General features: G+C 58.1%; 21 protein-coding genes and 1 tRNA gene. 10 read left to right on the top strand and 12 right to left on the bottom strand.

What is annotated here, in order from left to right; genetic code table 11:
- The 5 genes from OEU85_RS04050 to OEU85_RS04030 form a co-directional block, all read right to left on the bottom strand.
- Positions 1–775, bottom strand: a protein-coding gene (locus OEU85_RS04050; protein ID WP_262689381.1) for an IS5 family transposase whose coding sequence is annotated in 2 segments (ribosomal slippage) — positions 1–460 and positions 460–775 — 776 coding nt annotated over the 2 segments. Because the reading frame shifts where the segments join, the coding sequence is not laid out codon by codon here. This gene is flagged as partial in the annotation.
- A gap of 90 nt (positions 776–865) precedes the next feature.
- Positions 866–1,993, bottom strand: coding sequence for a glycosyltransferase family 4 protein (locus tag OEU85_RS04045; protein ID WP_262690164.1), 1,128 nt, complete (start codon positions 1,991–1,993; stop codon positions 866–868).
- 11 nt (positions 1,994–2,004) lie between these two features.
- On the bottom strand, positions 2,005–2,991 hold the full coding sequence (locus tag OEU85_RS04040) for a UDP-2,3-diacylglucosamine diphosphatase (protein WP_262690163.1): 987 nt from the start codon (positions 2,989–2,991) through the stop codon (positions 2,005–2,007).
- A gap of 489 nt (positions 2,992–3,480) precedes the next feature.
- Positions 3,481–6,114 carry a TonB-dependent receptor plug domain-containing protein gene (locus OEU85_RS04035; protein ID WP_262690166.1) on the bottom strand — a complete coding sequence of 878 codons (2,634 nt, stop codon included), beginning with the start codon at positions 6,112–6,114 and terminating at the stop codon, positions 3,481–3,483.
- Between the two features lie 416 nt (positions 6,115–6,530).
- Positions 6,531–7,478, bottom strand: a complete 948-nt coding sequence (locus OEU85_RS04030; RefSeq protein WP_262690161.1) for an N-formylglutamate amidohydrolase — start codon at positions 7,476–7,478, stop codon at positions 6,531–6,533.
- A gap of 172 nt (positions 7,479–7,650) precedes the next feature.
- Here OEU85_RS04030 and OEU85_RS04025 point away from each other — a divergent pair, with 172 nt between their 5' ends.
- The 6 genes from OEU85_RS04025 to OEU85_RS04000 all read left to right on the top strand — a co-directional run bounded on the left by OEU85_RS04025 (position 7,651) and on the right by OEU85_RS04000 (position 15,764).
- The gene (locus tag OEU85_RS04025; protein WP_262690160.1) at positions 7,651–10,002 is read left to right on the top strand and encodes a patatin-like phospholipase family protein; all 2,352 of its coding nucleotides are present in this window, start codon (positions 7,651–7,653) and stop codon (positions 10,000–10,002) included.
- A gap of 138 nt (positions 10,003–10,140) precedes the next feature.
- Positions 10,141–10,216 (top strand) — tRNA-Val (locus tag OEU85_RS04020).
- Positions 10,217–10,403: 187 nt separating this feature from the next.
- Entirely contained in the window at positions 10,404–10,823 is a 420-nt protein-coding gene (locus tag OEU85_RS04015) for a GntR family transcriptional regulator (protein WP_262690159.1), read from the top strand.
- Positions 10,824–10,833: 10 nt separating this feature from the next.
- The gene (locus OEU85_RS04010; protein ID WP_262690158.1) at positions 10,834–11,739 is read left to right on the top strand and encodes an ABC transporter ATP-binding protein; all 906 of its coding nucleotides are present in this window, start codon (positions 10,834–10,836) and stop codon (positions 11,737–11,739) included.
- A gap of 9 nt (positions 11,740–11,748) precedes the next feature.
- The gene (locus tag OEU85_RS04005) at positions 11,749–13,593 is read left to right on the top strand and encodes a hypothetical protein (RefSeq protein ID WP_262690157.1); all 1,845 of its coding nucleotides are present in this window, start codon (positions 11,749–11,751) and stop codon (positions 13,591–13,593) included.
- Between the two features lie 125 nt (positions 13,594–13,718).
- Positions 13,719–15,764 (top strand): S9 family peptidase, encoded by a 2,046-nt coding sequence (locus OEU85_RS04000; RefSeq protein WP_262690156.1) that lies wholly within the window; start codon positions 13,719–13,721, stop codon positions 15,762–15,764.
- Between the two features lie 70 nt (positions 15,765–15,834).
- Here the strand turns inward: OEU85_RS04000 and OEU85_RS03995 are convergent, their stop codons facing one another.
- Genes OEU85_RS03995 through chaB form a run of 3 tightly spaced genes read right to left on the bottom strand, consistent with a single transcriptional unit; the run spans position 15,835 to position 16,422 of the window.
- Complete coding sequence (locus tag OEU85_RS03995; RefSeq protein ID WP_262690155.1) at positions 15,835–16,011, bottom strand: hypothetical protein; 177 nt, start codon at positions 16,009–16,011, stop codon at positions 15,835–15,837.
- A 26-nt stretch (positions 16,012–16,037) separates the two neighbouring features.
- Positions 16,038–16,220, bottom strand: a complete 183-nt coding sequence (locus OEU85_RS03990) for a hypothetical protein (protein WP_262690154.1) — start codon at positions 16,218–16,220, stop codon at positions 16,038–16,040.
- Positions 16,198–16,422, bottom strand: coding sequence for a putative cation transport regulator ChaB (gene chaB / locus OEU85_RS03985; RefSeq protein ID WP_262690153.1), 225 nt, complete (start codon positions 16,420–16,422; stop codon positions 16,198–16,200). The genes OEU85_RS03990 and chaB overlap by 23 nt, the downstream gene beginning before the upstream one ends.
- A 553-nt stretch (positions 16,423–16,975) precedes the next feature.
- Here chaB and OEU85_RS03980 point away from each other — a divergent pair.
- Positions 16,976–17,269: a hypothetical protein gene (locus OEU85_RS03980; RefSeq protein WP_262690152.1), complete on the top strand. Its 294-nt coding sequence runs from the start codon at positions 16,976–16,978 to the stop codon at positions 17,267–17,269.
- An 84-nt stretch (positions 17,270–17,353) separates the two neighbouring features.
- Here the strand turns inward: OEU85_RS03980 and OEU85_RS03975 are convergent, their stop codons facing one another.
- Together OEU85_RS03975 and OEU85_RS03970 are read right to left on the bottom strand one after the other, a co-directional pair.
- Positions 17,354–19,018, bottom strand: a complete 1,665-nt coding sequence (locus tag OEU85_RS03975; protein ID WP_262690151.1) for a SulP family inorganic anion transporter — start codon at positions 19,016–19,018, stop codon at positions 17,354–17,356.
- Between the two features lie 57 nt (positions 19,019–19,075).
- Positions 19,076–19,714: a carbonic anhydrase gene (locus OEU85_RS03970; protein WP_262690150.1), complete on the bottom strand. Its 639-nt coding sequence runs from the start codon at positions 19,712–19,714 to the stop codon at positions 19,076–19,078.
- Positions 19,715–19,876: 162 nt separating this feature from the next.
- On the opposite strand from OEU85_RS03970, the gene OEU85_RS03965 reads away from it, so the two are divergent.
- From OEU85_RS03965 to OEU85_RS03955, 3 genes are all read left to right on the top strand, one after another.
- On the top strand, positions 19,877–20,815 hold the full coding sequence (locus OEU85_RS03965; RefSeq protein ID WP_262690149.1) for a hydrogen peroxide-inducible genes activator: 939 nt from the start codon (positions 19,877–19,879) through the stop codon (positions 20,813–20,815).
- Positions 20,816–20,958: 143 nt separating this feature from the next.
- Positions 20,959–21,324 carry a hypothetical protein gene (locus OEU85_RS03960; RefSeq protein WP_262690148.1) on the top strand — a complete coding sequence of 122 codons (366 nt, stop codon included), beginning with the start codon at positions 20,959–20,961 and terminating at the stop codon, positions 21,322–21,324.
- A complete protein-coding gene (locus OEU85_RS03955) occupies positions 21,308–22,867 on the top strand; it encodes a methyl-accepting chemotaxis protein (protein WP_262690147.1) in 1,560 nt (519 codons plus the stop codon). The genes OEU85_RS03960 and OEU85_RS03955 overlap by 17 nt, the downstream gene beginning before the upstream one ends.
- A gap of 6 nt (positions 22,868–22,873) precedes the next feature.
- On the opposite strand, the gene OEU85_RS03950 is transcribed toward OEU85_RS03955, so the two are convergent.
- Together OEU85_RS03950 and OEU85_RS03945 are read right to left on the bottom strand one after the other, a co-directional pair.
- The gene (locus OEU85_RS03950; protein WP_262690146.1) at positions 22,874–24,133 is read right to left on the bottom strand and encodes a PepSY-associated TM helix domain-containing protein; all 1,260 of its coding nucleotides are present in this window, start codon (positions 24,131–24,133) and stop codon (positions 22,874–22,876) included.
- A 9-nt stretch (positions 24,134–24,142) separates the two neighbouring features.
- Positions 24,143–26,290 carry a TonB-dependent siderophore receptor gene (locus OEU85_RS03945; RefSeq protein WP_262690145.1) on the bottom strand — a complete coding sequence of 716 codons (2,148 nt, stop codon included), beginning with the start codon at positions 26,288–26,290 and terminating at the stop codon, positions 24,143–24,145.
- Positions 26,291–26,475: the final 185 nt, after the last annotated feature.

Below are 26,475 nucleotides of genomic sequence, written 5' to 3'. Positions count from 1 at the left end.
TAGGTCGTAGACTCATAATTTTTCAACCAGATACAGACTGAAGCCAGTTTTACAGCGGCGAGGAAATTCTCCGGGTTTTTGTCATAGCGCGTTGCAATGCCCCGATAGTGCTTGAGCTTATTGAAGAAACGCTCGACGAGATTACGGTGTCGGTACAGCCATTTACTGAAGGTAAAGGACTGCTTGCGGTTGGCTTTTGGCGGAATATTGGCCCAAGCTCTGCGCGCTGTGGTGAAGGCACGAAGCGCGTCGGTATCATAGGCTTTGTCAGCGAGCAAGATCGCTTCCTCCTTGATGTCCTCAATCAGATCAAGGGCCGGTTTGCTGTCGTGGGTCTGTCCAGCAGTCAGCGAAAGCCTGATCGGCAGACCATCCGCATCGACGAGGGCGTGGATTTTGGTGGTCAGTCCACCCCGGGAACGGCCCATGCAGCCATCGTCCTGATCCCCCTTTTTGCCGTGGCCCCTTGTTGATGCACACGGACACAGCTGCTGTCGATCATAATGATGTCACCGTCATGGGCTTTGCTCACCGCCTCGAACAGTCGGTCCCACACCCCGGCCTTGCGCCAGCGGACAAACCGGTTGTAGCAGGTGGTGTAGGGACCATATCTTTCGGGAATGTCTGCCCACGGCGTTCCCGCCCGAAAGCGCCACAAGATGCCGTTGATCACCCGGCGGTCATCCACCCTAGGCACCCCGCGCGGCTTGTTCGGCAGCAAAGGCTCTATGATCGACCATTCATAATCTGTCAGTTCATACCGGCGGCGGCGCATCAAAACCTCCTCAATGATTTGAGAAGCGTTGAATCATATCTTCGCCTGTTTGGGAATCCCTTTTATGAGTTTCCGGCCTAGGGCTGGTGCCTAGCGCAGGTCACTTTCGCGCAGATCATTTTCGCGCAGGTCCGCGTGGGATGCCGGGATGCAGGCATGTGCGCTGGCATCCATTTCAGGGCGGACACATAATGCATGAAGAAACTGATCAGTTACCGTGCCCCAGTCATAAGTCCGGGCAAAGGCCGCACAATCCTCCCGCTTCAGCGCCAGCGCGCGCGTGATCGCTTTATCAAGCTCGGTGTCCAGCGCGGCAATCGGCTTATGCCATGTCATGGTAGGCCCCGTGCCGTCACGGCCGACGACGTCCAGCGGACCCTGCACCGGATAGGCCGCCACAGGGGTGCCGCAGGCCAGTGCTTCGATCATCACGAGGCCAAAGGTGTCGGTCCTGCTGGGGAAGACAAATACGTCCGCGCTGGCGTAGGCGGCCGCGAGGTCGGCACCAAATTTTGCACCGAGGAAGTTTACTGTCGGGTACTCTGCCTGCAGTTTTTTCAGAGCCGGGCCATCGCCTACAACCACCTTGGTGCCGGGCACTGTGCTGCGCAGGAAAGCCTCGATGTTTTTTTCAACCGCCACGCGGCCAACATAAAGCTGCACCGGTCCTTCATAATCCCATGCCTTGGGCTGGTGCGGCGAAAACTGCGTGGTGTCCACACCGCGGGTCCAGTCAACGATATTGGAGAAGCCTTTTTGCGCCAGTAGCGCCCGCACCGTGGGGGTGGCGACAAGCACACCCGCGCTTTTGGCGTGGAACCGGCGGAAAATCGGGTACAGCCTGTCTGCCTTTATGGGAAAGCGTGCCTCGATATATTCCGGGAAAGCGGTGTGGTAGGCGGTGGTGAAGGGGCGTCCGTGTTTAATGCACCAGCGCCGCGCCGCCCAGCCAAGCGGGCCTTCGGTGGCGATGTGCACGGCGTCAACCTGCCAGCGGTTCATGATCGCTGAAAGCCGGAACGGAATATTCAGGCTGAGGCGGATTTCAGGATAGCTGGGGCACGGTATGGTTTTGAACATTTTGGGGGTCAACATATACACCCGGTGCCCACGCGCCTTCAGGTGGTGCCTGAGGGTGTCCAGCGTGCGCACGACCCCGTTCACCTGGGGGTGCCAGGCGTCGCTCACGACACAGATTTTGAGATGTTCGCCCTGCATAAAGCGCGAAGCTACTCTGCCGCCACAGGCGTCAGCTCGCGGGCCTTGCCGCTTTTGCCACGCTTGTTGTTGTTTTCTTTCCGCGCCGCGACCTCGTCGGCCCAGTGCAGGATCTCAAACCGGCCATCGTCATATTCGACAAGTGCCGTGCAGCTTTCGACCCAGTCACCATCGTTCATATAGTCGATGCCGTCAAAGAAGCGGCGTTCGGCATGGTGAATGTGGCCGCAGATCACGCCGTCTACGCCGCGGCGTTTGGCCTCTGCCGCGACCGCCTCTTCAAATCGGCCGATATATTCAACAGCGTTTTTTACTTTTTGCTTCAGGTATTTAGATAGCGACCAGTAGCTGTAACCCATCTTGCGGCGCAGCCAGTTTACCCATGTGTTCAACTTGAGCAGCATCACATAGGCGCGGTCGCCCACATGGGCCAGCCATTTGGCATATTTCACCACACCGTCGAACTGGTCGCCGTGCAAAACCCAGTAGCGCTTGCCGTTGGCTGCCTCATAAACCATGTCAGGCACCAGTTCGACGCCTGCCATGTTGTGACCTTCGAAGCCGCGCAATGCTTCATCGTGGTTGCCGGGGATATAGATGACATCCGTGCCGTGTTTGGCCATTTTGAGCACACGGCGGATGACGTCATTGTGGGTGGTATCCCAGTACCAGGTGCGTTTGATCTGCCAGCCGTCGATAATGTCGCCCACGAGGAAAAGCTTGTCGCAGGTGACGGATTTCAGGAAATCCAGCAGCAGGTCCACTCGCGCGGCGCGTGTGCCGAGGTGGGTGTCCGATATAAAAATAGCGCGATAGTGACGCGCCTGTTTTTTCCTGTTCGAATGTTTACCGGGACCGGGGGACGGCGCCTTGTCAGGGGGAGAAGGCCGGGAGGAAGCCTTGTTGTCGTGGGAGGCAGGCGCCGCATCCCGAAGAAAATTCTGCTCTCCTACGGTGGGGAGAGAAGGAAAAAACAGGTTTTCTGCCATCTTTTTCATGCGCCTATGTATGCGCGCGCATGGTGACACTTGCGTTGCACCAATGTGACCGTTTCTTGAAAAACGAATCTATAATGAGTCGCTTTCGGGATTCTGCGACTCTCCGGCGGCGGGATAACAGGAAGTTCGATTTTTTACAGAATTATTTTGAAAGAAGACGCGGTGTAAACCTCATTAATTACAAATAGTTATGGGGAATTAAGAAATTCTCAAGGTTTCGTGACTTACCCTTCACTTGGAATTTGATGGTTATGCAATTATCTTAGTCTGTAGCGGGTAGCCCCGCTAATGCCCTCCGTGGGCGTTTCCTCCCTGAGCCTGGGCCACGCGAAAGCGTGGCCTCTTTTTTTGTGCGCACGTTGTGCGAATGGTGTGCGGAATGTGCGCGACATATGCGCGGTGCGGCGCGCGTGCCATCAAGGGTATCGCGGGCATAAAAAAAAGGGGGCGCCGGAGCGCCCCTCAGGAGTGTCTGTCTGGGAACAGTGCTTAGAAAGTAAAGCGGGCGCGGGCGTAGTAGAAGCCGCCGTTGAAGCCCATGGGTGACGTAACCGGATAAGCCGCACCTGCAACACCTGCCCATTCGTTATCGTCAGGGTAGTTGTTGAACAGGTTGTTGGCCCCCACGATCAGCTCCAGGTTTTCCATCACATTGAAGCCGATTTCAGCATCGAAGGTGATTTCAGACCCGGCCTCGATCGGCAGGTCACCACTGTCGAGGTGTGCTTCCCAGTATTTGCCGAAATAGTTGACCCGCGTCAGTACGCGCCAGCTGTCGGTGGCATGCGTCAAGGTCGCATTGCCGCGCCAGCGTGGCAGGTTTTCCTCAAGCTGGCGGATACGGGTGCCGTCAAGGGTTACCGGGTTGAAGTCGACCACTTCGGTTTTGGTGTAGTTACCGGCAAACGACAGGTTGGTATTGCCACTGTCGGTAATGGTCAGCGGGATCGTCGCCACAACGTCAACGCCCTGCGTGCGGGTGTCGAAGTCGTTGACGAAGAAGCGGAAGGCCGCGAGGTCCGCCGCGAAGGATACGCCAGAGGCCACCAGGGCGTCACGTTCCGCCTGTGTCAGCGAAATACTGGCTGACTGGGTGATCCGGTCTTTAAGCTTGATGTTGAAATAGTCGACCGTCACACTTGCGGCACCGAGGTCTGCCACGAGACCAAGCGTGAAGCTGTTGGATTTCTCGGGACCAAGTGGCTGGGCACCTTTACTGATGGCAACAGGGTTGGTTGGTGGGATGGTACCACGCTGTGCCAGTTGCAGGCCGCTTGGCGTTTGCTCAAACACGGTGGATACGTTGATTACCTGTTGCTGGCCAACGGTTGGTGCACGGAAGCCGGTGGAGTAGGAACCTCTGAGGCGAATGCTGTCACCAAGTTTATAGAGCGCGCTTACCTTGAAGTTGGTTGTGGAACCAAAGTCAGAGAAGTCTTCCCAGCGCAGGGCCGCACCGAGGATAAGGTCTTCGGTGACGTCTGCTTCAAGGTCGAGGTAAAGCGCAATGTTGGACCGGTCCCACTGGCCGGCAACTTGTGGGCTGAAGCCCGAGAAGCCGTTGGAGCCAAGGCCAAAGCCCTGGTTGAAGCTAATGGTCTCGCCACTTGCGTTTTCACGCTCGAACGGTTGCGCCAGAATGCCGATATCGAAAGATTCCGGCTGGCCCGTGCGTGCTTCGAACTGCTCTTCACGCCATTCAAAACCGGCTGCCACGTTCAGCGGTGAGTAGAAACCAACCTCAAGCGGGTAGGAAACGTCCGCGTTGAAATTTTTCTCAAGCTGAACGTAGGAACCAAGCTCAAACGTGGTTGGCGTTGATGGGCCGAGGCTTGGGTTGATGGTGTTCGAGATGAAGAAGTCAGCCTGGTTACGACCAGCATGCACGCTGATGTCGTAGGTCATGCCGTTGTCCAGTTCACCGCGGAAGCCCATGGCGCCGGCGATGTCGTTCAGCTTGCCGCCGAATTGTGGTGTGAAGCCGCCCGGGAACATCTCGTTGAAGATGAAACAGTTCGGATCGGCATTGATGGCCGCCAGTGCCGCCGCTTCACCGGCGGAGCCGATCACAAGCGGGTTAGGGATCGTGCCCGTTGTGGCTTCGCCTTCATTGAAGTTATAGCCGCCCGGGCAGGTAACGCCGTCATCGGGCGCAAGGTCACCCACGAGGCGGGTTTCGCCGCCGTCGTTTGAGTTCACGCCACCACGGGTGTTCGGGTTACGGTAGAAGAAACCGCCTTCAACTTCACGTTCGGCATAGTTACCGAAAGCATAGACTTCGGAGTTGTCCCCGGTTTCGATGCCGAAGTTCATGAAGGCTTTCCAGTCGTTCCGCACTTCAGGCTGGCCCCAGATCTGGGCATATGGTTCGCGTACGTCGGTGTTGCCGGCGTCGATCAGGCCTTGGGCGTCATCACGCTGCACGCTGCGGTCGGTCGCGTCCTGCTGGCGCCACTCGGCCGAGAAGTTGACAAAGCCGCTGTCGGTGACGGGCAGGCCTACATTGGCAGCAAACTGCAACTGGTCACCGTCGCCTTCGTATGTCGAACCATATTTGGCTTCGATCGAGCCGCCTTCATTGTCGTCACGCAGCACAAAGTTCATCACGCCCGCAATGGCGTCAGAACCATATTGCGCGGCAGCACCGTCGCGCAGCACTTCAACGCGCTTGAGTGCGATGGCCGGGATGACGGAAATGTCAGGCCCTTGCGCACCGTCCGACAGTCCACCCCCAAGGAAGGCGATGACAGCCGCACGGTGGCGGCGCTTGCCGTTCAGCAGAACGAGCGTCTGGTCAGGCGCGAGGCCGCGCAGGTTTGCCGGGCGAACAAGCGTCGCCGCGTCCGAGATCGGCTGTGTGTTGACATTATAGGACGGCACGACTGTGCGCAGCAGGTTGGACATATCGCCGTCGCCCTGGTTCGCAAAATCGTCCCCGCTGATAACATCAACAGGTGCCGGTGTATCCGCCGCGGAACGTGCAGCACGCCGCGAACCCGTAACAACGACCTCTTCGATCGCCATTGTGTCCGCTGATGTGTCAGCTTCTTCCTGAGCAAATACACCGCTTGAGATGGACGACACCATTGCAACGCAAGATGTGCCCAAAAGCAGTTTTTTCATGATATCCACAGAACCCCTCCGTGTGTTTGTTTGGTATGGTTATCAACTGAGCTCCGCAAACCCCCCGGTAAGCGATGAACGCATTCGATACCAACAAAGACGAATAGCCTTCGTGGGTTGGGAACATAAAATTGCGAAAGACGCGTTTTTTGCGAAAGCCAGGCGGAAGATATCTTCAGGTGTGCTTTTTGAAACACATGGCAATCAACTTGGTTTCTTGTGAAATTAAATTTCTAATATGAGTCCATATTGAAATTATATGCGCATAAGTAATCTTTGGTTTAGTATGAGCCTCAAGGCATTTAAGCCAAATGCTTCCCACAAAAATGAATAGCTGAGCGACGGGCGGCTTGCTGCATCCGGCTTGTCGGCGCGTGTCGGGAAGGGTGTGTCGGGAGCGATGTATCCGGGGCGGCTTATTCAGCCGCGCGGGGCAGGCCCTGCGTGCCGCGGGACGACAGCTGTTCGCCGTATTCACGGATCAGTGTCTCTGTGAACCAGGCCATCTTGTTCTCAATCTCGTCGAAGCAGGCCAGGGGTTCAAGGGTGGTTTCATCCATATAGAGGCTGCGGCTTATTTCGATCTGCAGCGCATGGAAGCCCGCATTGGGCTTGCCATAGTGCTGTGTGGCAAAGCCACCGGAATACGGCACGTTACGCCGCACGCTAAAGCCCGCGCGGATCAGCAGTTCTTCCGCCAGCGAGGTCAGTTCGCGCGCGCACGACGCTCCCCAGCAGTCCCCCAGCACGATATCAGGGCCGATGTTGCGGTTGCGCCGCCTGCCCGATGGCATTTCCGACGGCATGGAATGACAGTCAATAAGAACGGCGGAACCAAACTGGCGTTGCCTTGCTTCAAGCAGCGTGCGCAGTTCACCGTGATAGGGTTTGTATACTGTGTCTATGCGGTGGAAAGCTTCCCGCGCGGGCAGGCTTGCCTTGTAGATGGACAGCCCCTCGCCCACGAGTTTCGGGATAAGCCCAAGCCCGGCCTTTACGCGGTGGCTGATATCCAGCGTGTTTTCATCCAGCGCCGGGCTGAACATTTCCGGGTCCAGCTCAAGTTCCGACCGGTTGAGGTCAAGATAGGCGCGCGCGTGGGTCGCGACGACAAGGCTGGCACCGTGGCGCGGCGCTGCCCAAAAGAGCCGGTCGACATAGGCGTCCTCCGACATCCGCAGGGTATGCGGGCCCAGTTTTGCCGCCCTGGTCATGCCATCCGGATAATGCCGTCCGCTGTGGGGCGCGGCGAAGACAAAGGCGCGGGGTGTCCCTTTCGGGGGTTTGATCACATAAGGCGGGGGCGGCCCTTCGTTGTGGGCGACGCTGCTGCCATCTGTTGATATGTCCGAACCGCTGGTCATGTGGCTACGCTAGCGTGAAACGGCAGGCCTGTCACCGACAAGTTTTTCCCCTCGCTGCCATGTGATGAAAGCGCTGTGTATGGTTTCTGTAACGTGATAGACAAAGCAAAATCGGGAATGGCCTTAAGGGACATAAGGCTGAATTGAAGCGATAACGAATGCGGGGGAATGCATGGGCGCGATTGCTGGCTGGGTCATGCCTTTTCGGTTCATGACCGGTATGCTGTGCGTGATGGGCGCCCTGCTGTGTGCCCTGTTGTTCACAGGCGGCTTGCGGGCGGATGGTGACGCCGGGGACGCGGCACCAGCGAGCCCAGTGACATCATTGACATCAGTGACATCAATGACACCAGCGCAACCAGCGAAACTTTCGGCGGAGAAGCGGGAGCGGCCGAAAATTGGCCTTGTGCTGGCCGGTGGCGGGGCGCGGGGCGGGGCCCATATCGGCGTTCTCAAGGTGCTTGAACAGCTTCAGATACCGGTCGATTATATCGCCGGGACCAGCTTTGGTGCCATCGTTGGCTCGTTCTATGCTGCGGGATATAGCGCGGATGAGCTGGAAATTGCCCTGTCCCAAATGCGCTGGGATACCCTCCTGAGCGACCGGGCACCACGTTCCGGGCGCAGCTTTCAGCGGAAGCTGGATGATGAGGAAACCGCGCTGGATTTCGAGTTTAGCGTTGGCCCTGACGGCCTTTCCCTGCCGCCCGGCCTCGTGCGCGGCAACCAGTTGCGGCTCATGCTTCGGCGCTTCCTCTCCCGCGTGGATCATATTCGTGACTTTGATGACTTGCCTATCCCGTTCCGGGCGGTGGCAACAGACCTGGAGACCGGGCAGGAAGTGGTGCTGGGCGCAGGCGATATTGCCAGCGCGGTACTGGGCAGCATGTCGGTGCCGGGCCTCTTTCCGCCGCTTGACCGCGAGGGGCGTCTGCTGGTGGATGGCGGGCTTGTCAACAACCTGCCGGTCAGTGTGGTGCGCGACATGGGCGCGGATATTGTTATCCTTGTGGATATCGGCACACCGCTCGCGGACCGGGACGAGATTACCTCGGTGCCGAAGGTTTTCAGCCAGCTTTTGTCCCTGCTGACGCTGAAGGGGCGGCAAGCCCAGCTTGACCTGATGACCAACGAGGATTTCCTGCTGCGCCCCAATGTCTCGGACATTGGCCTGACGGAATTTTACCGCACGACATCTGCTATTCCGCAAGGTGAAAAGGCGGCGGACAACGCGGCGGAGGCCCTTAAGGTGCTGGCGGTAAGTGATGAGGAATGGGCCGCCCATCTTGCCGCGCGTGTGCCCGACAGCAGGCGGCCGGTGATAGATTTCATCACCGTGCAGAATTCCTCCAGCCTGCCGGACGAATATATCCGCTCGCTCATCCGGCAAAAAGCCGGTGAGGAAATCAACGAAGCCAAATTGAGTGATGATCTGACCCGGATTTATGGCACCGGCTATTTTGACCGGGTGGAATATCAGTTGCTGGAGGAGGGGGGTGACATCGGCATTCGTATCGACGCGGCGGAACGCTCGGTGGGTAAACGCTTCGTGAAGTTTGGCTTGTCGCTCAGCGATGATTTCGCCGGGAACAATAATTATAATCTGGCAGCCAGTTATACGGTGCTCGGCATCAATGATCTGGGGGCGGAATGGCGCAGCCGGGTGCAGGTGGGGGACGAACTGGGTGCCGCGACAGAGATCTACCAGCCGCTTGACCTGCGGCAGCGCTATTTTGTCACCGGCGGGGTTGGTGTCTCCAGTGTTGTGCGCGGTATTACCAACGACCGGGGTGTGACGGTTGCGGATGCCCGCATAACCGATGGCTTGGCCCGGGTGGGCGTGGGGCGGAACCTTTCCAATGTTGGGCGGCTGACTCTCGGGGTGGACCGACAGATCGCTCGCGCCAAGTTGCAAACACCAGACTTTGAATTCCCCGCGTTCAACATCCATTCAACCAATTTTTTCGCCAGATTCGAGGCCGACACCCTCGACAATGTCAACTTCCCTCATGGCGGTTTCCAGTTTGAGCTGGAATATACCGACGGGCGGACCGTGCTGGGCGGCGAATCGACGGTAAACAAGCTGGAGGGGCTGTTCACCTATACCCATACCTGGGGCCGCAATACACTCACCGGTTTTACCAATGGCGGCTTTGCCTATGGTGGCGACGAGACTGAAGCGGATAATTTCGCCCTTGGGGGCTTCCTCAATCTCTCCGGCCTGCGCGCCAACCAGATCAGCGGTAAATATTACGGCGTAGGCGGGCTGGTGTATTATCGCCGGGTCAATGAGGGTGGCATTGCTTCGCTGTTTGGCGTGCCGGTTTACGCGGGCCTGTCGCTGGAGGCCGGGAACACATGGAACAACCGGGATGACATTGCCTTCCGCACGCTGCGGTATGGCGGCAGCCTGTTTGTCGGCGCGGATACACCGCTTGGCCCCTTGTATCTGGGCTCGGGCTACACGCGTGGGCAGGCGGATGACCAGTTTTCGGCCTTCATGTATCTGGGCCAGCCGTTCTGATGCAGGCCATGGCGCTGGCATGCTGCCGCTGTCTGTCTCAAATGTGTAAAAATGGTCTTGCGCGGGCGCGGGGTGCGGTGTAAACACGCACCCGTCCCGCCGGGCTTCCGGTTCTGGCGCGGCCCTTGAAAATGGTACGGTCGGTTAGCTCAGTTGGTAGAGCGCATCGTTGACATCGATGAGGTCGTTGGTTCGAACCCAATACCGACCACCATTTTTCCCCAAGAAAATACAATGTGTTGTACGCCTTGCGCTGCCTTGGCCAAACCTCCACCGTTTCAACGGTTTTTTGGGGGGGCAGGGTATCCGCACCAATTTGCACCTTTTGAGCAAAGCCTCTTGACGAAACCTTGCTGTGTATGCACTGTACTACTACACATAGTACAGTGATTCGAGGGCGCATGACCAGCAGCAATGTGAAGATCCAGATCGTGACCGGCGACACCCGGCCTATCTTCAAGCAGATTGTGGATGGGATCCGCATGGAAATCGCGTGCGGCGAGCTGCAGGTTGGCACCAAGCTGCCCAGCGTTCGCGGCCTGGCCATGCAGCTGATGATCAACGCCAACACCGTCGCTAAGGCCTACAGCGAACTGACCGCACAGGGCCTGGTGGAACCCCGGCAGGGTCTGGGGCTTTTTGTCTCCGAGCCACGACAGCTACTCAGCGAGGAAGAGCAGAAAAAGCGGCTGCGAACAGCCGTAAGCGGCTTTGTCAATGAGGTTGCGTACCTCGCGTTCAACACCGACCACATTATACGGGAAGTGCAGGAAGCACTCATAAAACTAGATGGTGCACCAGACACCAGCGACAGAGATTGAGGACAACATCATGCACTATTGCATTGAAACGCATGGCCTGACCAAACGCTATGGTAAAAAGCTGGCCCTTGACGACTTTACCCTGCAGATCGGGCGGGGGGGCATCCACGCCATTGTCGGCAGCAACGGCGCGGGAAAATCCACGTTGTTCCGGCTGCTTCTGGGGGTTGCAACCCCGACATCGGGCAGCGCACGGCTTCTGGGCGTCAACAGCCGCGACCTGACACCGGAAATTCGCGGCCGGGTGGGCTATGTAAACGAGGAACATACCCTGCCGCTTTGGATGAAAGCGCGTGAGATCACCAGCCATCAGCGCAGCTTCTACCCGGACTGGAACAGCGAAATTTATAACAGTGTTATCGGCTATTTCGACGTGGACCAGAACCAGAAGGTGGCCGGCCTTTCGCGGGGGGAACGTGCGGGCCTGAACCTTTCCATGGCGCTGGCGCAATCGCCGGATCTTCTCATTCTGGATGAGCCCACGCTCGGGCTGGATGTGGTGGCCCGGCAATCCTTTCTTGAGGCCCTCCTGTTCACGGAGGGAGAGGCCAACACCACCATCATCTATTGCTCCCACCAGATGGAAGAAATCGAACGTGTCGCCGACCAGCTGATCATCATGGAAAAGGGTATGCTCAAGAACAACAGCAGTCCGGACGCCTTTGTTGAACGGGTATCATACTGGGTGGCGGATTTCCCGTCAGCGCTGCCGGAAAAGAGCCGGATTCCAGGTTTCCTGAGCGCGCGAAACATCGAGGGCCAATATCATATTCTGGTGGCTGACCAGACAAATGATTTTGGCGACTACCTCAAACAAAGCGGTGCTGGTGCGGTTGCCCGCCATCCGGTCAATCTTGAGCGCGCCGTCAATGCTTTCCTGACAAAAAACCACAACACACCCGACAGCAGAGCATAGGACAAAACAATGTTGCAAATTTTCAAAAGCGAGTTCCTGCGCTACCGCACCTGGACGCTGATCGCCACCCTGGCCATTTTGGCCGCCTATGCCTTCATGGCCAAACTCTTTCCGTTCCTGAGCGCCCCGCCGGAGCTGACCGCTGTCAGCTATCTGCTTCTGGTCGGAGGTGCGCTGTTATTCGGCTTCGTGCAGATGCTTTTGCACAAACGTGGCAACAACTGGACGTACCTTGTCCACCGTCCGCTCCCCCCGCAGGAGATTTTCCATGGTCTTGCGCTGGCGGGATGCGTGTCGATCACGTTTGCTATCGCGCTGCCCTGGCTGGTTATGGTCACCGGCATTGATGCCTTCACGACGACGGTTGTCGATACGCGGCATTACACCTACATTCTGTTCATGCTGTTTTGCGCGCTGACCGCTTATCTGGTTGGCACGCTTTCGGCACTGAACCCCAGCAAGGGTTCGGTTCTGCTCATTATTTTCTTGTTGATGCTGATGAACCCGCGGCCGTCAAATGATGTTGCGCAATTTGCGCCGATGCTGGGCGTGATGGGTATTCTCTACGCGCTCAACGTCGTCAGCTTCAAGCCTGACCTCAGTACACATGTCGTGCGCCCATGGGTGATCATACTGATGGCCCTGCCCATGAGCTATGCGCTGACATACGGCCTCGCGCTGTCAACCACGGTCTATTACCACGCTCCGCGCTTTATCATGGGTACCCACCCCGACAATCATCCGGTTGACGGGACGGTTGAATATCTATGGTCGCTCAAGGGGGCGGAACGGGTAGACTACGCGCTTGAGGGCAGCGACAACCCGCGCGCCGATTATTACGCCAAGCAGGCGGAGCTGGCCGAGGAAGACGGGGTTTCAACCTCGATCTGGACCTACCCGCGCCCCGGGCAGCTTCATACGCAGGATGCACAGTACGCATTGACGCCGACAGGCACCCACGAGGTCTGGCAATTTTCCCATGATGAGATGCTGATGGTCGGCCGTTCAAGCGTGACGGAGAAACCGCTGGGCGTCATTGGTATGCGTGGTTTCCTTGGCGATTTGGCCGCCGCCACGGACGCGGACCGCTTTACCGAAGTCCCCGTGATGGTTGGTGAGAGATTCCTCGCGACACCAACGGTCATCTATCAGGTCAATTTCAAGGAACGCAGGCTTGACATCAAGCACCAGGCTCCCGCCGGTGAACATTATGTTAACCGTCCGCAGATGCGCGACAATTTTGTCGCCCTTGTTACTGACAAGCACACATTGCTGTTCGACCCTCGCGCGATCAATGATGAGTATGAAACGGCGGAGCCGGATTATATCATCGCGCACCCTGCCGCCCCGCGGGACATCAGCTCGATTGATACGTACCGGCTGGTGGATGGCTATCTGTTTCTCTATCGCGGCGCCAATCTCTTCGGGTTCGACGATCCCGGCAGCGTGGTTGTTCATGCAAGGCTTGGCGGTGACAATGAAGTTATCAACACCCGCCACTATACCGTTCAGCGCCACCCAGCATGGATACGGCACTATATGGAGATGATATCGCCGGTCCTGCACCTGATGGATAATGCCTATCTTTCCGCGATTGAACCAACCAATGAAGACTATACGCACCCGCAAGAACTTATCACGCGGCAATATCCGGCTTCCATATATTGGGCGTCTGCCATCCTGATGGTCTTGTCCGCTCTCATAACGCTCATGCTGTGCCGCAGGCATCATCTTGGCCGCGCACAGACGATAACCTGGGCCATCTTGGGTGGTCTCCTCAGCCTGCCCGCAGTCATCGCATTTTTGCTCATGAACCCGTGGCGCGTTGAGGTGCGGGGGCCTGAAGGCGGGTAGCGCCGGGCCAAAACTGGGCCAAAACTGGGGCCAGTCACGATACCTGACCAGCGACGGCGCCTGACCAGCTATCGCACCTGACCAGCTACTGCACTTGAAATGACAGTAAAACGATGGGACGAACCATGACGCTCTTATTCACCCGGGCGCGGCAATGGCTGAACTACGCCTTGGCCCTGACCGCTTCCACCCTGACCCAGCCAAGCTCGATAGCCTTTGCGGACGAGTTGGACGACGCCATGGCCATCGCAGAAGCGCATGGCGAGGCACCGCTTTTTCCGCGCGCCATGCTCAGTGCGCCAGACGCCATACCCGTGGTGAAACTATCTCCTGACGGGCGTTATCTCGCCTATGTGCTGGACCTCGATCCCATAAAACAGGTGCGGCTTTACACCGTAGGAACTGGCCAACACCAAACGCTTTTCAGCACCAAAATGCTTGAGGGGCTGCACTGGTCCGGCGACAGCGGCTATATATTCATCGAAACCGAACAGGGCATCGGCGTGATTGACATGACGAGGCCCGAACAGCCCGCCCATGTGCTTAATCTTGACGCCAAAAGCGAAGAAGGCTTTTACGGGGTCGATCCCCGGCACCCGCATGCGTTTATCGCGTCACAACAGGCGAAAGGCCGGGCGAGTCATACCCTGTTCCGCGTGCTGCCGGATGGGGAAAAAACAGCGCTCTACCACCATGAAACTTATGTCTCTGATTTCCTGCCGGGCAACGGGAGCATACCTCATTTTGCCATACAGATAAACGGAGGCGGCCTTGATGTATTGCGCATCCTGGGGGGTGAAACGCAGACACTGTTCAGGTGCCTGATTACCGACAAATGTGGTCTGTTAAGCTACAACAGCGCGGCAGAAACGCTTTATATGCGCGGCCGCTTCGGCGACGACCTTCTGGGGCTTTACGCAGTTGATCCCCAGACCGGTACGCACAAGCGCCTGCACCGCGACCCCTCTGGCCTGTTTGACCTGAACGCCGTCAAGCTGGACGCCCGCACGGGGGACCCTGTGCTTGTGGGTTACAAGGATGACGAGACCAGCTTTTATGGTTTGACCCCAGGGGCGCAGGAGGCGGTGGCCGAGGTCAGCCGCCGCTTGAGCGCGCGTTACTATTACATCGAACCCAACGGCGATTTCTCCCGCCTGCTGGTTGTGGATCAAAGCGCCGATCAGCCATCACCGGCTGTCACGCTTTTCACCCCTGCAACCGGCGACCTGCTGGCGCCGCTTGCCGGGCAAACAGCAACCGCTGAGTGGCAGGCAATGCTCAACCACTTGGCGCCGCGCATCGCCGTCTGGTACACGGTTAGCGACGGCATGCGCCAGCAAGGTTATGTCACCTTGCCGCTGGGCAAGGACCCCGGGGCTGTGCCGCTTGTGGTGGTGCCGCATGGCGGGCCGTGGGGCCGGGCTGATGGCTCGTTTGATACCCGCGCCCAGTTCCTGGCCAACCGGGGCTACGCGGTCTTTGAGCCAAACTTCCGCGCCTCCACCGGCTTTGGCCACCGGTATATGGCTGCCGGACGGCGCGAATTTGGCGAGGGCCGTGTGCAAGAGGACATCATCGACGGCTTGAATTATGTGCTGAGCCGGGGGGTGGGTAACCCGGAAAAGCTGGCAATTTTCGGCCATTCTTTTGGTGGGTTTTCCGTTCTTGCGGCCCTTGCCTTCACGCCTGATACCTTCCTTGTCGGGGTCGCGGGTGCGCCGCCGGCTGATCTGGGAAAGACGATTGATCACTACCGGAAAATGCATGATATCCCTGACTTCGACCTGAGCCTTGAATTCTACAAGGATCAGGCGGTGGACCCGGATGACCCCACCGACCGCCAGCGCATGTATGAAAAGTCACCTGACTATCACTGGCGAAAAGTCAAAGCACCGCTTGCCATTTGGGCGGGCGGCAATGACCCGAAAGTGTCGGTTCTTGATGTCAGGGATTATGTCCTGCGTTTGCAGCATGCGGGCAGGACCGTGACCTACCTTGAAGAGTCAAATGCGGGGCACAGTCCATCTGGCAGCATCGCCCGGCAGGCGTATTTTTATATGGTGGAAAAAGCGCTGGAGAGCCACCTTGGTGGGCGGATGGAAGATGCGCCAAGTGACAAGCTTGAACGTCACCTGAAGCGTATCACGGTTGTGAACACTGCGGTAAACTGAGGACGGTAAAAGCGCACCAGCGCGCCGACAGGTTTCAAGCGTATTTCGCCACAGCAGGGCCGGGCGCGGCTTATTCCTTATGGTCCTTCTTCTCGCCAGCCATCCAGTCGGCGATGATTTGTTCGATGGCCTCACGCGGCGCGTCGTAGCGCTCCGCAAGCTCATCAATCAGTTCCTCACCGTCTTTGGCTTTTGCCGTATCACCCATGTCATCAAGGTGTTTGAGCACTTTATTCTTCACGTCCATGGGGGCGCCTTTCCGGGCTGTGCGGGCTAAAAATCCTGCCAGTCCATCGTCATCACGCTCATGGCGCCGATGATCGACCAGCGGCGGTGCTTGGCGTTTGTGAATAAAAGAAGGTCGCGGGACCGCGGTGCGGCCGGGGTGGCGGCGTGCGCGCTCGCATGAGGGCGCTTCGCGGCGGAGATGCGTTTATTTGCGCTGCCAGTTGCCATCGGTCTTCTCGTATTTCTCTTTGACGGCGGCCCAGGCTACCTTGTGGGAAACTTCCTCGCGGCTGGCGTCGCCACGGCGGTCGTCCGGGTCCTTATAGTCGTCCCAGGCGCTGTTGAAGGCTTCCTTGTATATTTCCTGTGCGTGCTTGGGCAGGTTGTCCTTCACCTGGTCGGGCAGTTCCTGCACTGATGTATAGGGCATTGCATCCCCTTTTATTTACCGTTCCACCAATCAATGATTTCACGGTAGGCGGGATCGTGTCAGCGTGCGATTGGGCGAAGCGGAGAATCCATAAATAAGCTATCAAGACGCATTTATCCGGTACGACCTACATTGCCCGTGTGCGGCGATGATAAGGGGAGGATTTCCATGATCTACCCATTTTTCGGACGGAATCAGGGCGTATTTATAAGAAATTTATATCGCCGTGTTGTTTGAGTACTCGAAACTTTACGGGAGGAGGAATCAAATACAACCTGTCACATGCAGGGAAATTGATGGCCCGTCCGTACCAGTCCGCGAGGACCCGTCGGACAGAAGACCCGTCGGACAGAAGACCCGTCGGACAGGCGCCGCCAATGCATGAGGCAGAGTTTTAAAATACCAGGTTTGCACGCAGTCCCGTTCCATAAGCTTCGCGCTTCGGGTCATGGCCTGGTGGGGTTAACGGTCAGTATGGGAGCTGGCCACAGGTACGCGAGATATTATCATGTTCTGGAGCGGTTTAGGTTCGGTTGCCGTTTTGGCTTTCGCCATGGGTTTCCTTCTTTTCGCAGGGACGGGCTTTGTCTCGGTTCCGGTTTATTTCCTGATGGCGGCGCCCGCCATCAGCTATCTCGGGTTTGAGCTGAAACTGTATTCTGATGGGCTTCACATGCGCTATGTGCACGAAGGGCCGTCTGCGGTTTCCACCTTGCGTGGGCAAATTGAACTGCTGGCAGGGGCCGACAACGGCAAAAGCCCGGCAATTTTCTTCGTGCCGGTGACCTTGTGGGGGCCCATCCTTGCAGTTCTCGGGCTTTATATGGGGGCCAACCTCGGGTTCTAGGTGTTCGCACTCGCACTAAGGGCCCGAAAAAAAAGCCACCCCGGTTGGGCGGGGTGGCTTTCCCTGTTTATGGAGACCCTGCCGTTATTCGGCTGGCGCAATACGGGCCTCCATGGGCAGTTTCGCAGCGTCCACGTCAGCGGAGACACCGATGTCTTCAAGGGCTTTTTCAAGTGCGTTCCGACGATTGTCGAACCAGTGGTCTTCCGGCACGCTGCTGGTGACCTGCAGGCCGCTCAGCACGTCTTTCACCTTGTCGTTCACGCCCGCCAGATAAAGTGACTTGCCAGCATGCAGCGCGTCTTCCGCGATCGTCTCAACCGCTTTGGCGGCGGACAGGTCAAGGAACGGCACGCGGGAGAAATCAAGGATCAACACCTTGGTCTGACCGTCAGCACGTTCGCGTACATGGTGGCCAAGGTCTGCTGCCGCGCCAAAGCTCAGCGGCCCACCGAAGTCAAACAGGGTGACCTTGTCGCCGCCACGGGCCAGAAGCTCACGCTCAAGCGGGTTGGCGATCTCGCGGCTTGAAACCGTGAAGTTTTTCAGCTGTTCGGCCGACAGTTGCTTGATGAAAGCAAGCGCTGCCAGCACCACGCCCACACCGACGGCGGTGATGAGGTCAACAAAAACCGTCAGGCCCAGAACAACAGCCATCAGCGCGAGGTCCCAGCGTGGGCCTTTGTGCGCACGTTTCAGGTAGCTCCAGTCAATGATGTCATAGCCGACCTTGACCAGAATACCGGCAAGGGCCGCGTGCGGGATCAGGCTGGCAACCGGTGCCAGCACAAGCGCAACAGCCAGAAGAACAAGGCCATGCACCATGCCCGAGATCTTGAACTGGCCGCCAGAGCGGATGTTCACCACGGTCCGCATGGTGGCACCGGCACCCGGTACACCGCCAAAGAGACCAGCCACTGTGTTGCCGACACCCTGGCCGATCAGCTCCTTGTTCGAATCATGCCGCGTGCGGGTCATGTTGTCGGCGACAAGGGAAGTCAGCAGGCTGTCGATCGCACCCAGAAGAGCCAGCAGGAAGGCCGCTTCAAGCACAACAAGGAAGCTGTCGCCTTCAAATGCCGGCGTGATGAAGGACGGCAGGCCCGTTGGCACATCCCCCAGGACCGGTGCGCCAGCGATGGCGACACTGACAAGGGTGGCGACAATAAGCGCGGCCAGCGGCGCGGGCAGGAACTTGCCGAGCTTCTTCGGCCAGAAGAAGACGACCGCCAGCGTCATCAGGCCGATGCCAAGGGCGATGATATTGGGGTCCATCACCGCGCCTGGGATGGCACTGAGAGCGGGGATAGTGCCGCTGCCCTCCGGTTCATGCCCAAACAGTCGTGACATCTGCAGCGCGATGATGATCACTCCGATGCCGGACATAAAGCCCGACACAACAGGGTAAGGTACAAGGCGGATGAACTGGCCAAACTTCAGGACACCAAACAGGATTTGCAGAAGCCCGGCCAGGACCACGGCCGCGAAGACGAGGGCCGGGTTGCCCGAGAGCGTGGCAAATACGCCCGCGAAGACCACGACCATTGGCCCCGTGGGGCCTGAAATCTGGCTGCCGGTGCCGCCAAAAAGCGCGGCAAAAAAGCCAACGATAATGGCGCCGTAGAGGCCGGCAATAGGCCCGGCGCCTGACGCCTCACCGAAGGCGAGTGCAAGCGGTAGTGCGACGATACCGGCCGTCAGGCCGCCCATCACATCACCGCGCAAGTTGGATGTGTTGATAAAACTCATGTCTATCCTCTGCTGCCCCTAGGGGCACTCTTGAATTGGGGCGGGGAGCCAGCGCGGTTACGCAGCCGCGGCACCTGTCTCTGCAAGTGGCATGAAGCTGTCTGTACCGTTGTTGTAGGCACGGACCTCACCATGCTCAATATCGTAAACCCAGCCATGCAGGCGGATGCGCCCGGCGGCGATGCCAGCGGCGACCAGCGGGTGCGTCTTCAGGTGTTGAAGCTGCAGCAACACATTCTGCTCCGTCACGGATTTCAGGAACGCTTCCTGATCGTCTTCAGACGTTTTTTCGCGCGCCACATGCACGGCGGCCTTGCTGTGCGACAGCCAGTTGCAAACGTGGGGCAGGTCGTCTTTCAGCGCGTCGGTGTTCATCACACCCTTCATGGCGCCACAGTCGGTGTGGCCGCAGACCACAATATCGCTGACTTTCAAAACGCCGACAGCATATTCGATGGAGGCCGTCATGCCACCGGTATGTTGGCTGTGGGGCGGCACGATGTTGCCGGCATTGCGGCAGATGAACAGCTCGCCCGGGTTGGCCTGCGTGATCATGCCGGGGTCGACGCGGCTGTCCGCGCAGGTGATCATCAGGACCTCCGGGCTTTGGCCCGATGACAGTTCCTTGAACAGGCCAAGGTGCTGGGGGTAGACCTCTTCCTTGAAACGTAAAACACCTTCGACGATTTTTTTCATGTAACCCTCTCCATCATATTTTTGTGGTGGCAGGCGTGCGCAAGCTTGGGGAGGTGCGCTGCCTGTCCCGCAGGATTTAGGGGGGATGGGTTATAAAAACAATTGTATGATTTTTGTGTTTAGTGATAGATAAAAGCTATCATATAAAAAAGGCACAAAAATATGGCCGTTGGGCACCCCACCATCAAGCAGTTGCAGTATTTTCATGCCATATGCCAGGCCAAAAGTTTCCGCAAGGCAGCGCAGCGCCTTGGCGTGTCCCAGCCGACGGTGACGTCTCAGGTCGCGGCGCTTGAAGATGCACTTGGGCTTATTTTGCTGGAACGTTCCCGCACCGGGGCCTTTCCGACAGCGGCCGGCCGCGCCATCATGCCCCATGCTGAACGTGCGCTTGAGGAAGTGCATGCCATCCGCGATATTGCCCGCTTCTCGCTCGATAGTGCGTCGGGTATCCACCGGTTGGGTGTGCCGTCCACGCTTGGGCCCTATTTCCTGCCGGATGTGATCTCGGATATTCACACCGAGTATCCGTCGCTCAGGCTTTATGTGCGCGAGGAACCGCCACGGGACCTTGAAAACGGCCTTCTGGACGGGCGCTATGACCTTATCCTCACCACCCGTCCGTTGGAGGTGACAGGCCTGACCGAAGACCTGTTGTTTGGGGAGCCGTTTCTTTTGTGTGCCCCGCCTGAGCATTTGCTGGCCACACGCGGGAGGGTGAAGCCGGAGGACATCGCGGGCGAACGGCTGCTGGCGATTGAGGAGCGACACCGGCTTTTTGAACAGATGCAGGCGCTGGCCAATCGTTATGGCGCACGCCTCATGCGCGATTATGAGGGCACCAGCCTCGACACTGTGCGGCAGATGATCGGCACCGGCATTGGCCTTGCGTTCCTGCCCGCGCTTTATGTGCGCTCGGAAATTCATCCCCGCAACGACGTCGCGGTGCTTGAATTGGATGAGACCCCGACAGACCGGGAAGTGGTGCTGGCGTGGCGTCCGTCAGCGCCTCAACGCCAGCTTTACCGCATCATGGCACAGTTCCTGCGCGCGCAGTGCCGTAAAAAACTGGGCGACATTATCCATGTCGCCGACGGCTGACGCCAAAATATGACAAGGTTTTAAATCTATTAACTTATCCAGACGTATAGTGCATGCGGGGGCGAGTCCTTATTTGGCTTCAACCATCGCACAACGAAGACACGATTGGTGCGACCGGGAGAGCAAGTGGGGGATTCTGCCACATGCGGGATTTGATACCATCTATACTGATGACAGCGTTTATTCTGTCGTCCATCGCATTAATGAGTATGGTGCCGCCGTCACGCGGCGTGGTTCTGGCAATGTATAACCCATTCCTGAGGCAGGATGCCCATGTCTCGTCTATCATTAATGCCGATGCCTATTTTGTAGCAGAAGGCCGGCTGCCTGGTTCTTTTCTTGTGGCCAGTGATGCCCGCGATTTACCGAACAGGCTGCGTGCAAACGGCGCGATATTGGTACTAGACCCCTTTGGTGCCGCTGGCTGCGGCGCACAGTTCTCAAAACAGAAAAAATGGACCGGTGGCCTTGGTCCTGAGATGGAGCAGAACAATGAATTCACTCGATAAACTGAGGGCGTCTGCCATGCGGGCTTTGGCCTTGGGACAATTTCTGCATGTGCCGCTTGTTTTGGTTCTTGGCTTTGTTATCGGCGCCGACGCGACCATTGCCAGCAGCGTCTTGTCCCTGGTGCTGGCGCTTGCAGGGTTTGTCATGGTCCGCATGCAAGGTGAGGCGCCCGCGGTACGTTATGTGCTGGCGGCGGGTTATGTCCTGCAGGCCGCGATATTGGTGTTTGTCTTTCGGGGCCACCCTTGGCAGATCGACATGCATATGTATTTCTTTGCTGCCCTTGCGATGGTGACAGCGATACTGGACTGGCGCGCCATTGTGGTCGCGGCCGGTGTGACGGCAGCTCACCACCTGCTTCTCAACATCATCATGCCCGCATGGGTTTTCCCTGAGGGTGCAAGTTTTCTGCGTGTCGTGTTGCACGCCGTTATTGTGGTCTTTGAAACCTTTGTTTTGATGTGGTTGTCACTGAAATTGTCCAAGGTGTTTGGGGAGGCGGACGAGGCGCATTCAGAAGCCATGGCGCAGGCGCGGCAGGCCGAGGCCGCCGTGCGCGCAGCGGAGGAGGCCAAAGCTGCGTCCGATTCTGCCCTCGCTGAAGCGAAGGAGGTGCAGGCCGACAACAACCGCCTGCTGGAGCAGCGCAAGGCGGAACGGGAAAGCAGCCTTGCCGACGCGCGGGCACAGCTCAACCAGCTTGCGGACGAGTTTGAAAATGTCATTGGCACCCTTGCGGGCGACATTATTGATACCACAAGCCTGCTTGAGAAAGACGGCGAGGCCCTTGACGAGGCCAGCGGTCGCGCGCGCGGCATGGTGGATGCGGCGGAAAGCGCGACCAATAATGTCACGCAGAACGCCAGTTCGGTGGCGGCCAGCGCGGAACAGATGGCAGCGTCCGTCAGCGAGATCAGCCAGCAGGTCTCACGCAGCCGCGATATCGCAGGCCAGGCGCTGGAGCATGTGAAAGCCAGCACGGAAACCATCCATAAAATGGCGGATTATGCCGACAAGGTCACCAGCATCATCGACATCATCAGCGACATTGCCGCGCAGACCAACCTGCTTGCGCTGAATGCGACGATCGAGGCTGCCCGCGCGGGCGAAGCTGGCAAGGGGTTTGCCGTTGTGGCCAGCGAGGTCAAAAGCCTTGCCAATCAGTCCAGCAGTGCTACGCAGCAGATATCCGACCAGCTATCCGCGATGCAGGAGATCAGTGCAGAGGTGGTGAAAATGATCGAACGTGTCGCAAGCGACATCAATAACATCTCTGAAAACTCGGTCGGTATTTCGGCGGCGGTTGAGGAACAGGACGCCGCCACGCGCGAGATTGCCCGCGCGGCGCAAACCGCAAGCGGTGAGACATCAACAGCGGCTGAACAGGTGCACCGGATCAGCGATGTGGTGGATGAGGTCGGCCGGTCTGTGAAGTCTACATTTGCCGCCGCCAGGCAGTTGACCAGCCGGACCGACGAGCTTGCCAACCGCTGCCAGGACTTTGCTGCAGAAATCCGCAGCCGCGAGATTGCGGTGGAATAACAGAAATCAGGCGATGGCGACGCTGATATTATATGCCGCCATCGCAAGGCCGAGCAGCGCAAGCAGAAGTGCCGGGATGCGGAAGCGACCCATGCCGCGCCACATGTCGCCAAGAAAGCCGGGTTCTGTTATTTTTGCAGGCCGGTCAGCAGGCTTGAGCCGCATGGAGAAGATCATCACCCCTGTGATACCAAGGCCTGTGAGGATAGCGCCAAAAGCGAACCACAACAGCCGGACACCAAAACTGAGCGAATGCCCTTGCGCCCAGGTACCGAAGTGCAGGGGATCGGACCCTTCCGCGATACGCTGATGCACGCTCAGGTCTTCGCCCTTTTGTATCTGCACAACCTGGCCCGTTTCCGGGTCAACCAGCACGGCATTCGCGCGTTCGCGCATCAGGACGGCGTCGGCCTGTCCCATGACAACAACACCGCCGCGTTTGTTGTTGGGGAAATAAAGCGAGGTAACGTGAAGGGTCGGGTAAGCGGCTTGCGCAGATGTAACCAGCCTGTCCAGTTTATCGCCGTCCAGCGCGGCCACAGGTAGGTTGCGCACAGGTTTGAGCGCGCCGGGGGCGCCACCACCACCCCATTCCACCAGATACCACAGCCCGGTTACGCCTATAACGGCGATGAACCACAGGCTCCACAGACCGGCAAAGCGGTGTAGGTCGCCGGTGAAGCGCCGGGCATCGCCCATACGTTTGCCGCGCCCCGGAAGCCGGAGGCGAGGCAGGCGAAAAAAGCCGCGCCACCATTTTTTGTAAACCCAGAAAGCTGTGACAAGCGAGGCCAGCATGGGAACGGAAAGGATGGCGACAAAGGGCAGCCCAACCTTGACCGGCACCATCAGGTGGCGGTGCAGTTCGCGGAACAGGCGCTGGGCATTGAACCAGGATGTGACGCCCTGAACATCAGCGGAGTAGGGATTGATCTGCACCCGTATACGGTTACCGCTGGAATCAAGCGCGATGGCTTCGGCGGCGAAAAAGAAGTCATACGGCGCGCTTATACGCTCAATCCGGCCCTCAGGCACGGCGGCTTTGGCGCTGTCGTACATCTGGCCCCAGCTCGCGGGCGGCAGGTTCTCGGACTCCGCCCGCATTTCAGGGATCATGAGCCAGTCAATCTCGTGGGAAAGCGTTGCAAGGGTGCCCGTGGCCAGAATGAAGGTGAGAAACAGGCTCACCTTCAATCCTGCCCAGTGATGAACAACCCACCATAGCGACCGTTTTTTTGGTTGCTTTCCCGAAACTGTCTGGCCCATGGGCGCCCCCTAAAGTTTCCACTTCAGCTCAATGAAGGCCGTGCGGGGTTCACCGGGGAAATGGCCGTCGCGCGCAATAAAGCCGGACGAGGCATATTCCTTGTTGAAGATGTTATCCACCCGTAGCATGACCGACACCCGCTCCGTGAACTGGTGAATAACCGACGTATCGAAAATGGTATAGCCCTTCACGGTCTGGCCGTCGATGCTCACCCGCTTGGACACATATTCCGCACCAAACGCAAAAGTGGTGTCGATGGGGGTAAATTCGTAACGGGTCCAAAGGCCCGCCTGATGTTTTGGCGAGTTCGCGAAGCGGTCACCGACAGCGTTGGAAAGCGACTGGCCTTCCACCGTGCCGGTGATTTTGGTGTCGTTATAGCCATAGTTGGCGGTCAGCACCCAGTGGTCCGTGAGGTCAGCTGCGAGTTCGATATCAAAGCCCTTGGCGGTCACCTCCCCGATGGGGGCCTGATCATCCACGCCGTCAGAGCTGTCGCCGTTCGGATCAAGCTGCAAGAGGTTCTGGCGTTTGATCTGGTAGACGGCGGCGCTGGCCTGCAACCGGCCTTCCATAAGTGCGACCTTGATGCCTGCTTCGATCTGCTCACCCGTTACCGGGTTGAACGGCCCACCCGCGAGCGGGTCCTGGCTGCCGATGCTTTGTGGCTCGAAGCTTTCGGACCAGCTTGCATAAAGCGAGATGTCTTCCTGCGGCTTATAAACAAGACCCGCGCGGTAGGCGACCTCGTGGTCGTCATAGTTGGCGCCGCCAATGGTGTCTTGGTCCTTGTAGGCATCGTAGCGGAGGCCACCGACAATGGTGAACTGGTCAGTCAGGCTGAGTTGGTCCTGCAGATAAAAGCCGTATTTGGTGCTTTGTGCTTCAGTCTCGCGGAGCGGCAGGGCGTCAAGGTCGTAGAACTGGGCGCCCGAGAGGCCATAGACCGGATTGTCGAGCGCGAGGATAGGTACGTCATCCCTGGTAACCGTGTGCGCCCAGAAGCTTGAGTTTTCGCGGTACCAGTCACCGCCGACGAGGATCTTGTTATCCATGCCGCCCAGTTTGTGTGTATAGGTCGCGGTGCCGGAGATGGTGAGGCCGTCTGTCTCGCGCTGCTGGTCCCTGAGTTCGCGCAGGGAACTATCCATCACACCGTCATCGTCGGTATCAATCAGCCCGCGCGGTTCGTGATACTGCTGGCGCTCAAGCGCATCGAAGTAGCGCATGCCAACTTCCGTCGTCACGCCGTCAGCGGGTTCCGCCTGAAAGCGCGCCTGATAAACCGAGGCCTTGAGGTCAAGGAAGTCGGTTTTCTCATTGGCGTTCCAACTGATGTCGGTGAGGAAGTTGCCGTCGTCATCCGTCGGCACTCCGCGCAGGCGTGCGCCCTGCATATCCTGGTCATAGTGTGTGACCTGGGTGATCAGGCGCGCCGTTTCGCCCATTTTGAACGTCAGGCCCGCGTCAAGGATAACCGATTGGTCTTCGGTGTTGTTGCGGAATGGGTCCATGGTTTCATAGAAGGCGCCGACGCGGCCAAGGATGGTGCCGGACCGGTTGAGGGGACCTGATACCTCGCCCGATGCGCCATAGCGGTTATAGTTGCCCGCGGTCACGGCGGCCTGGGCTTCAAGCTCATCCGTCGGGGTTTTGGTCACATAGTTGATCAGGCCACCGGGCTCACCGGGGCCATACAGCATACCTGCCGGACCCTTGAGGACTTCAACGCGCTTGATGTTGAAAAGCTTGGGCACGGAGAAGGCGATGAACGGGTTGCCGCGCAGGCTGTCATAAAAAACCTGATCCTGCCGGAAGCCGCGGAAGGTGACGCCCGAGTAGCTGAAGGTCGTGATGCCGGCGATGTTGCGGTAGAGGTCCGTCATGTCGCGGGCTCCCTGATCGGCAATCAGCGCCTCGTTGATGATGCTGACGGCTTGCGGGATATCCATCGGGTCACCCGCGCCGCGGGCCACGCCGGTCTCGGATACGCGGTACAGCGCCTGTGCCCGGCCGGTCACGATGATTTCCTCAACATTGTCGTCTGCGTTTGTGTCGGCGCTGGATTGTGCCATTGCCGCAAGGGGAAGCGCGGCAGTGAGAAGCGCAGCGACACTGGCGCCGCGCAGGAAAGTCTGTGGTGATGAAATGCTCATGAGTGGTGCTCCCTGATATGGGGCAAGCTAATAATAAGAATAACTATCAATTGCAATACACTTTTTGCGAATTATTCTTAAAAACGCATATTGTGGCTCATGTCATCCCTTGGGACTGGCCTGCGCAGGTCAGCGCGGAAGGGCCCATTAATGGTGGCGTCGCTATCGGCGGTAACAAAAATACT

This window comes from Kordiimonas aestuarii, assembly GCF_025574465.1.
Taxonomy (GTDB): Bacteria; Pseudomonadota; Alphaproteobacteria; order Sphingomonadales; family Kordiimonadaceae; genus Kordiimonas; species Kordiimonas aestuarii.
The sequence above is the reverse complement of the archived record's forward strand: the minus strand, read 5'-3'. Positions and strand labels throughout refer to the sequence as shown.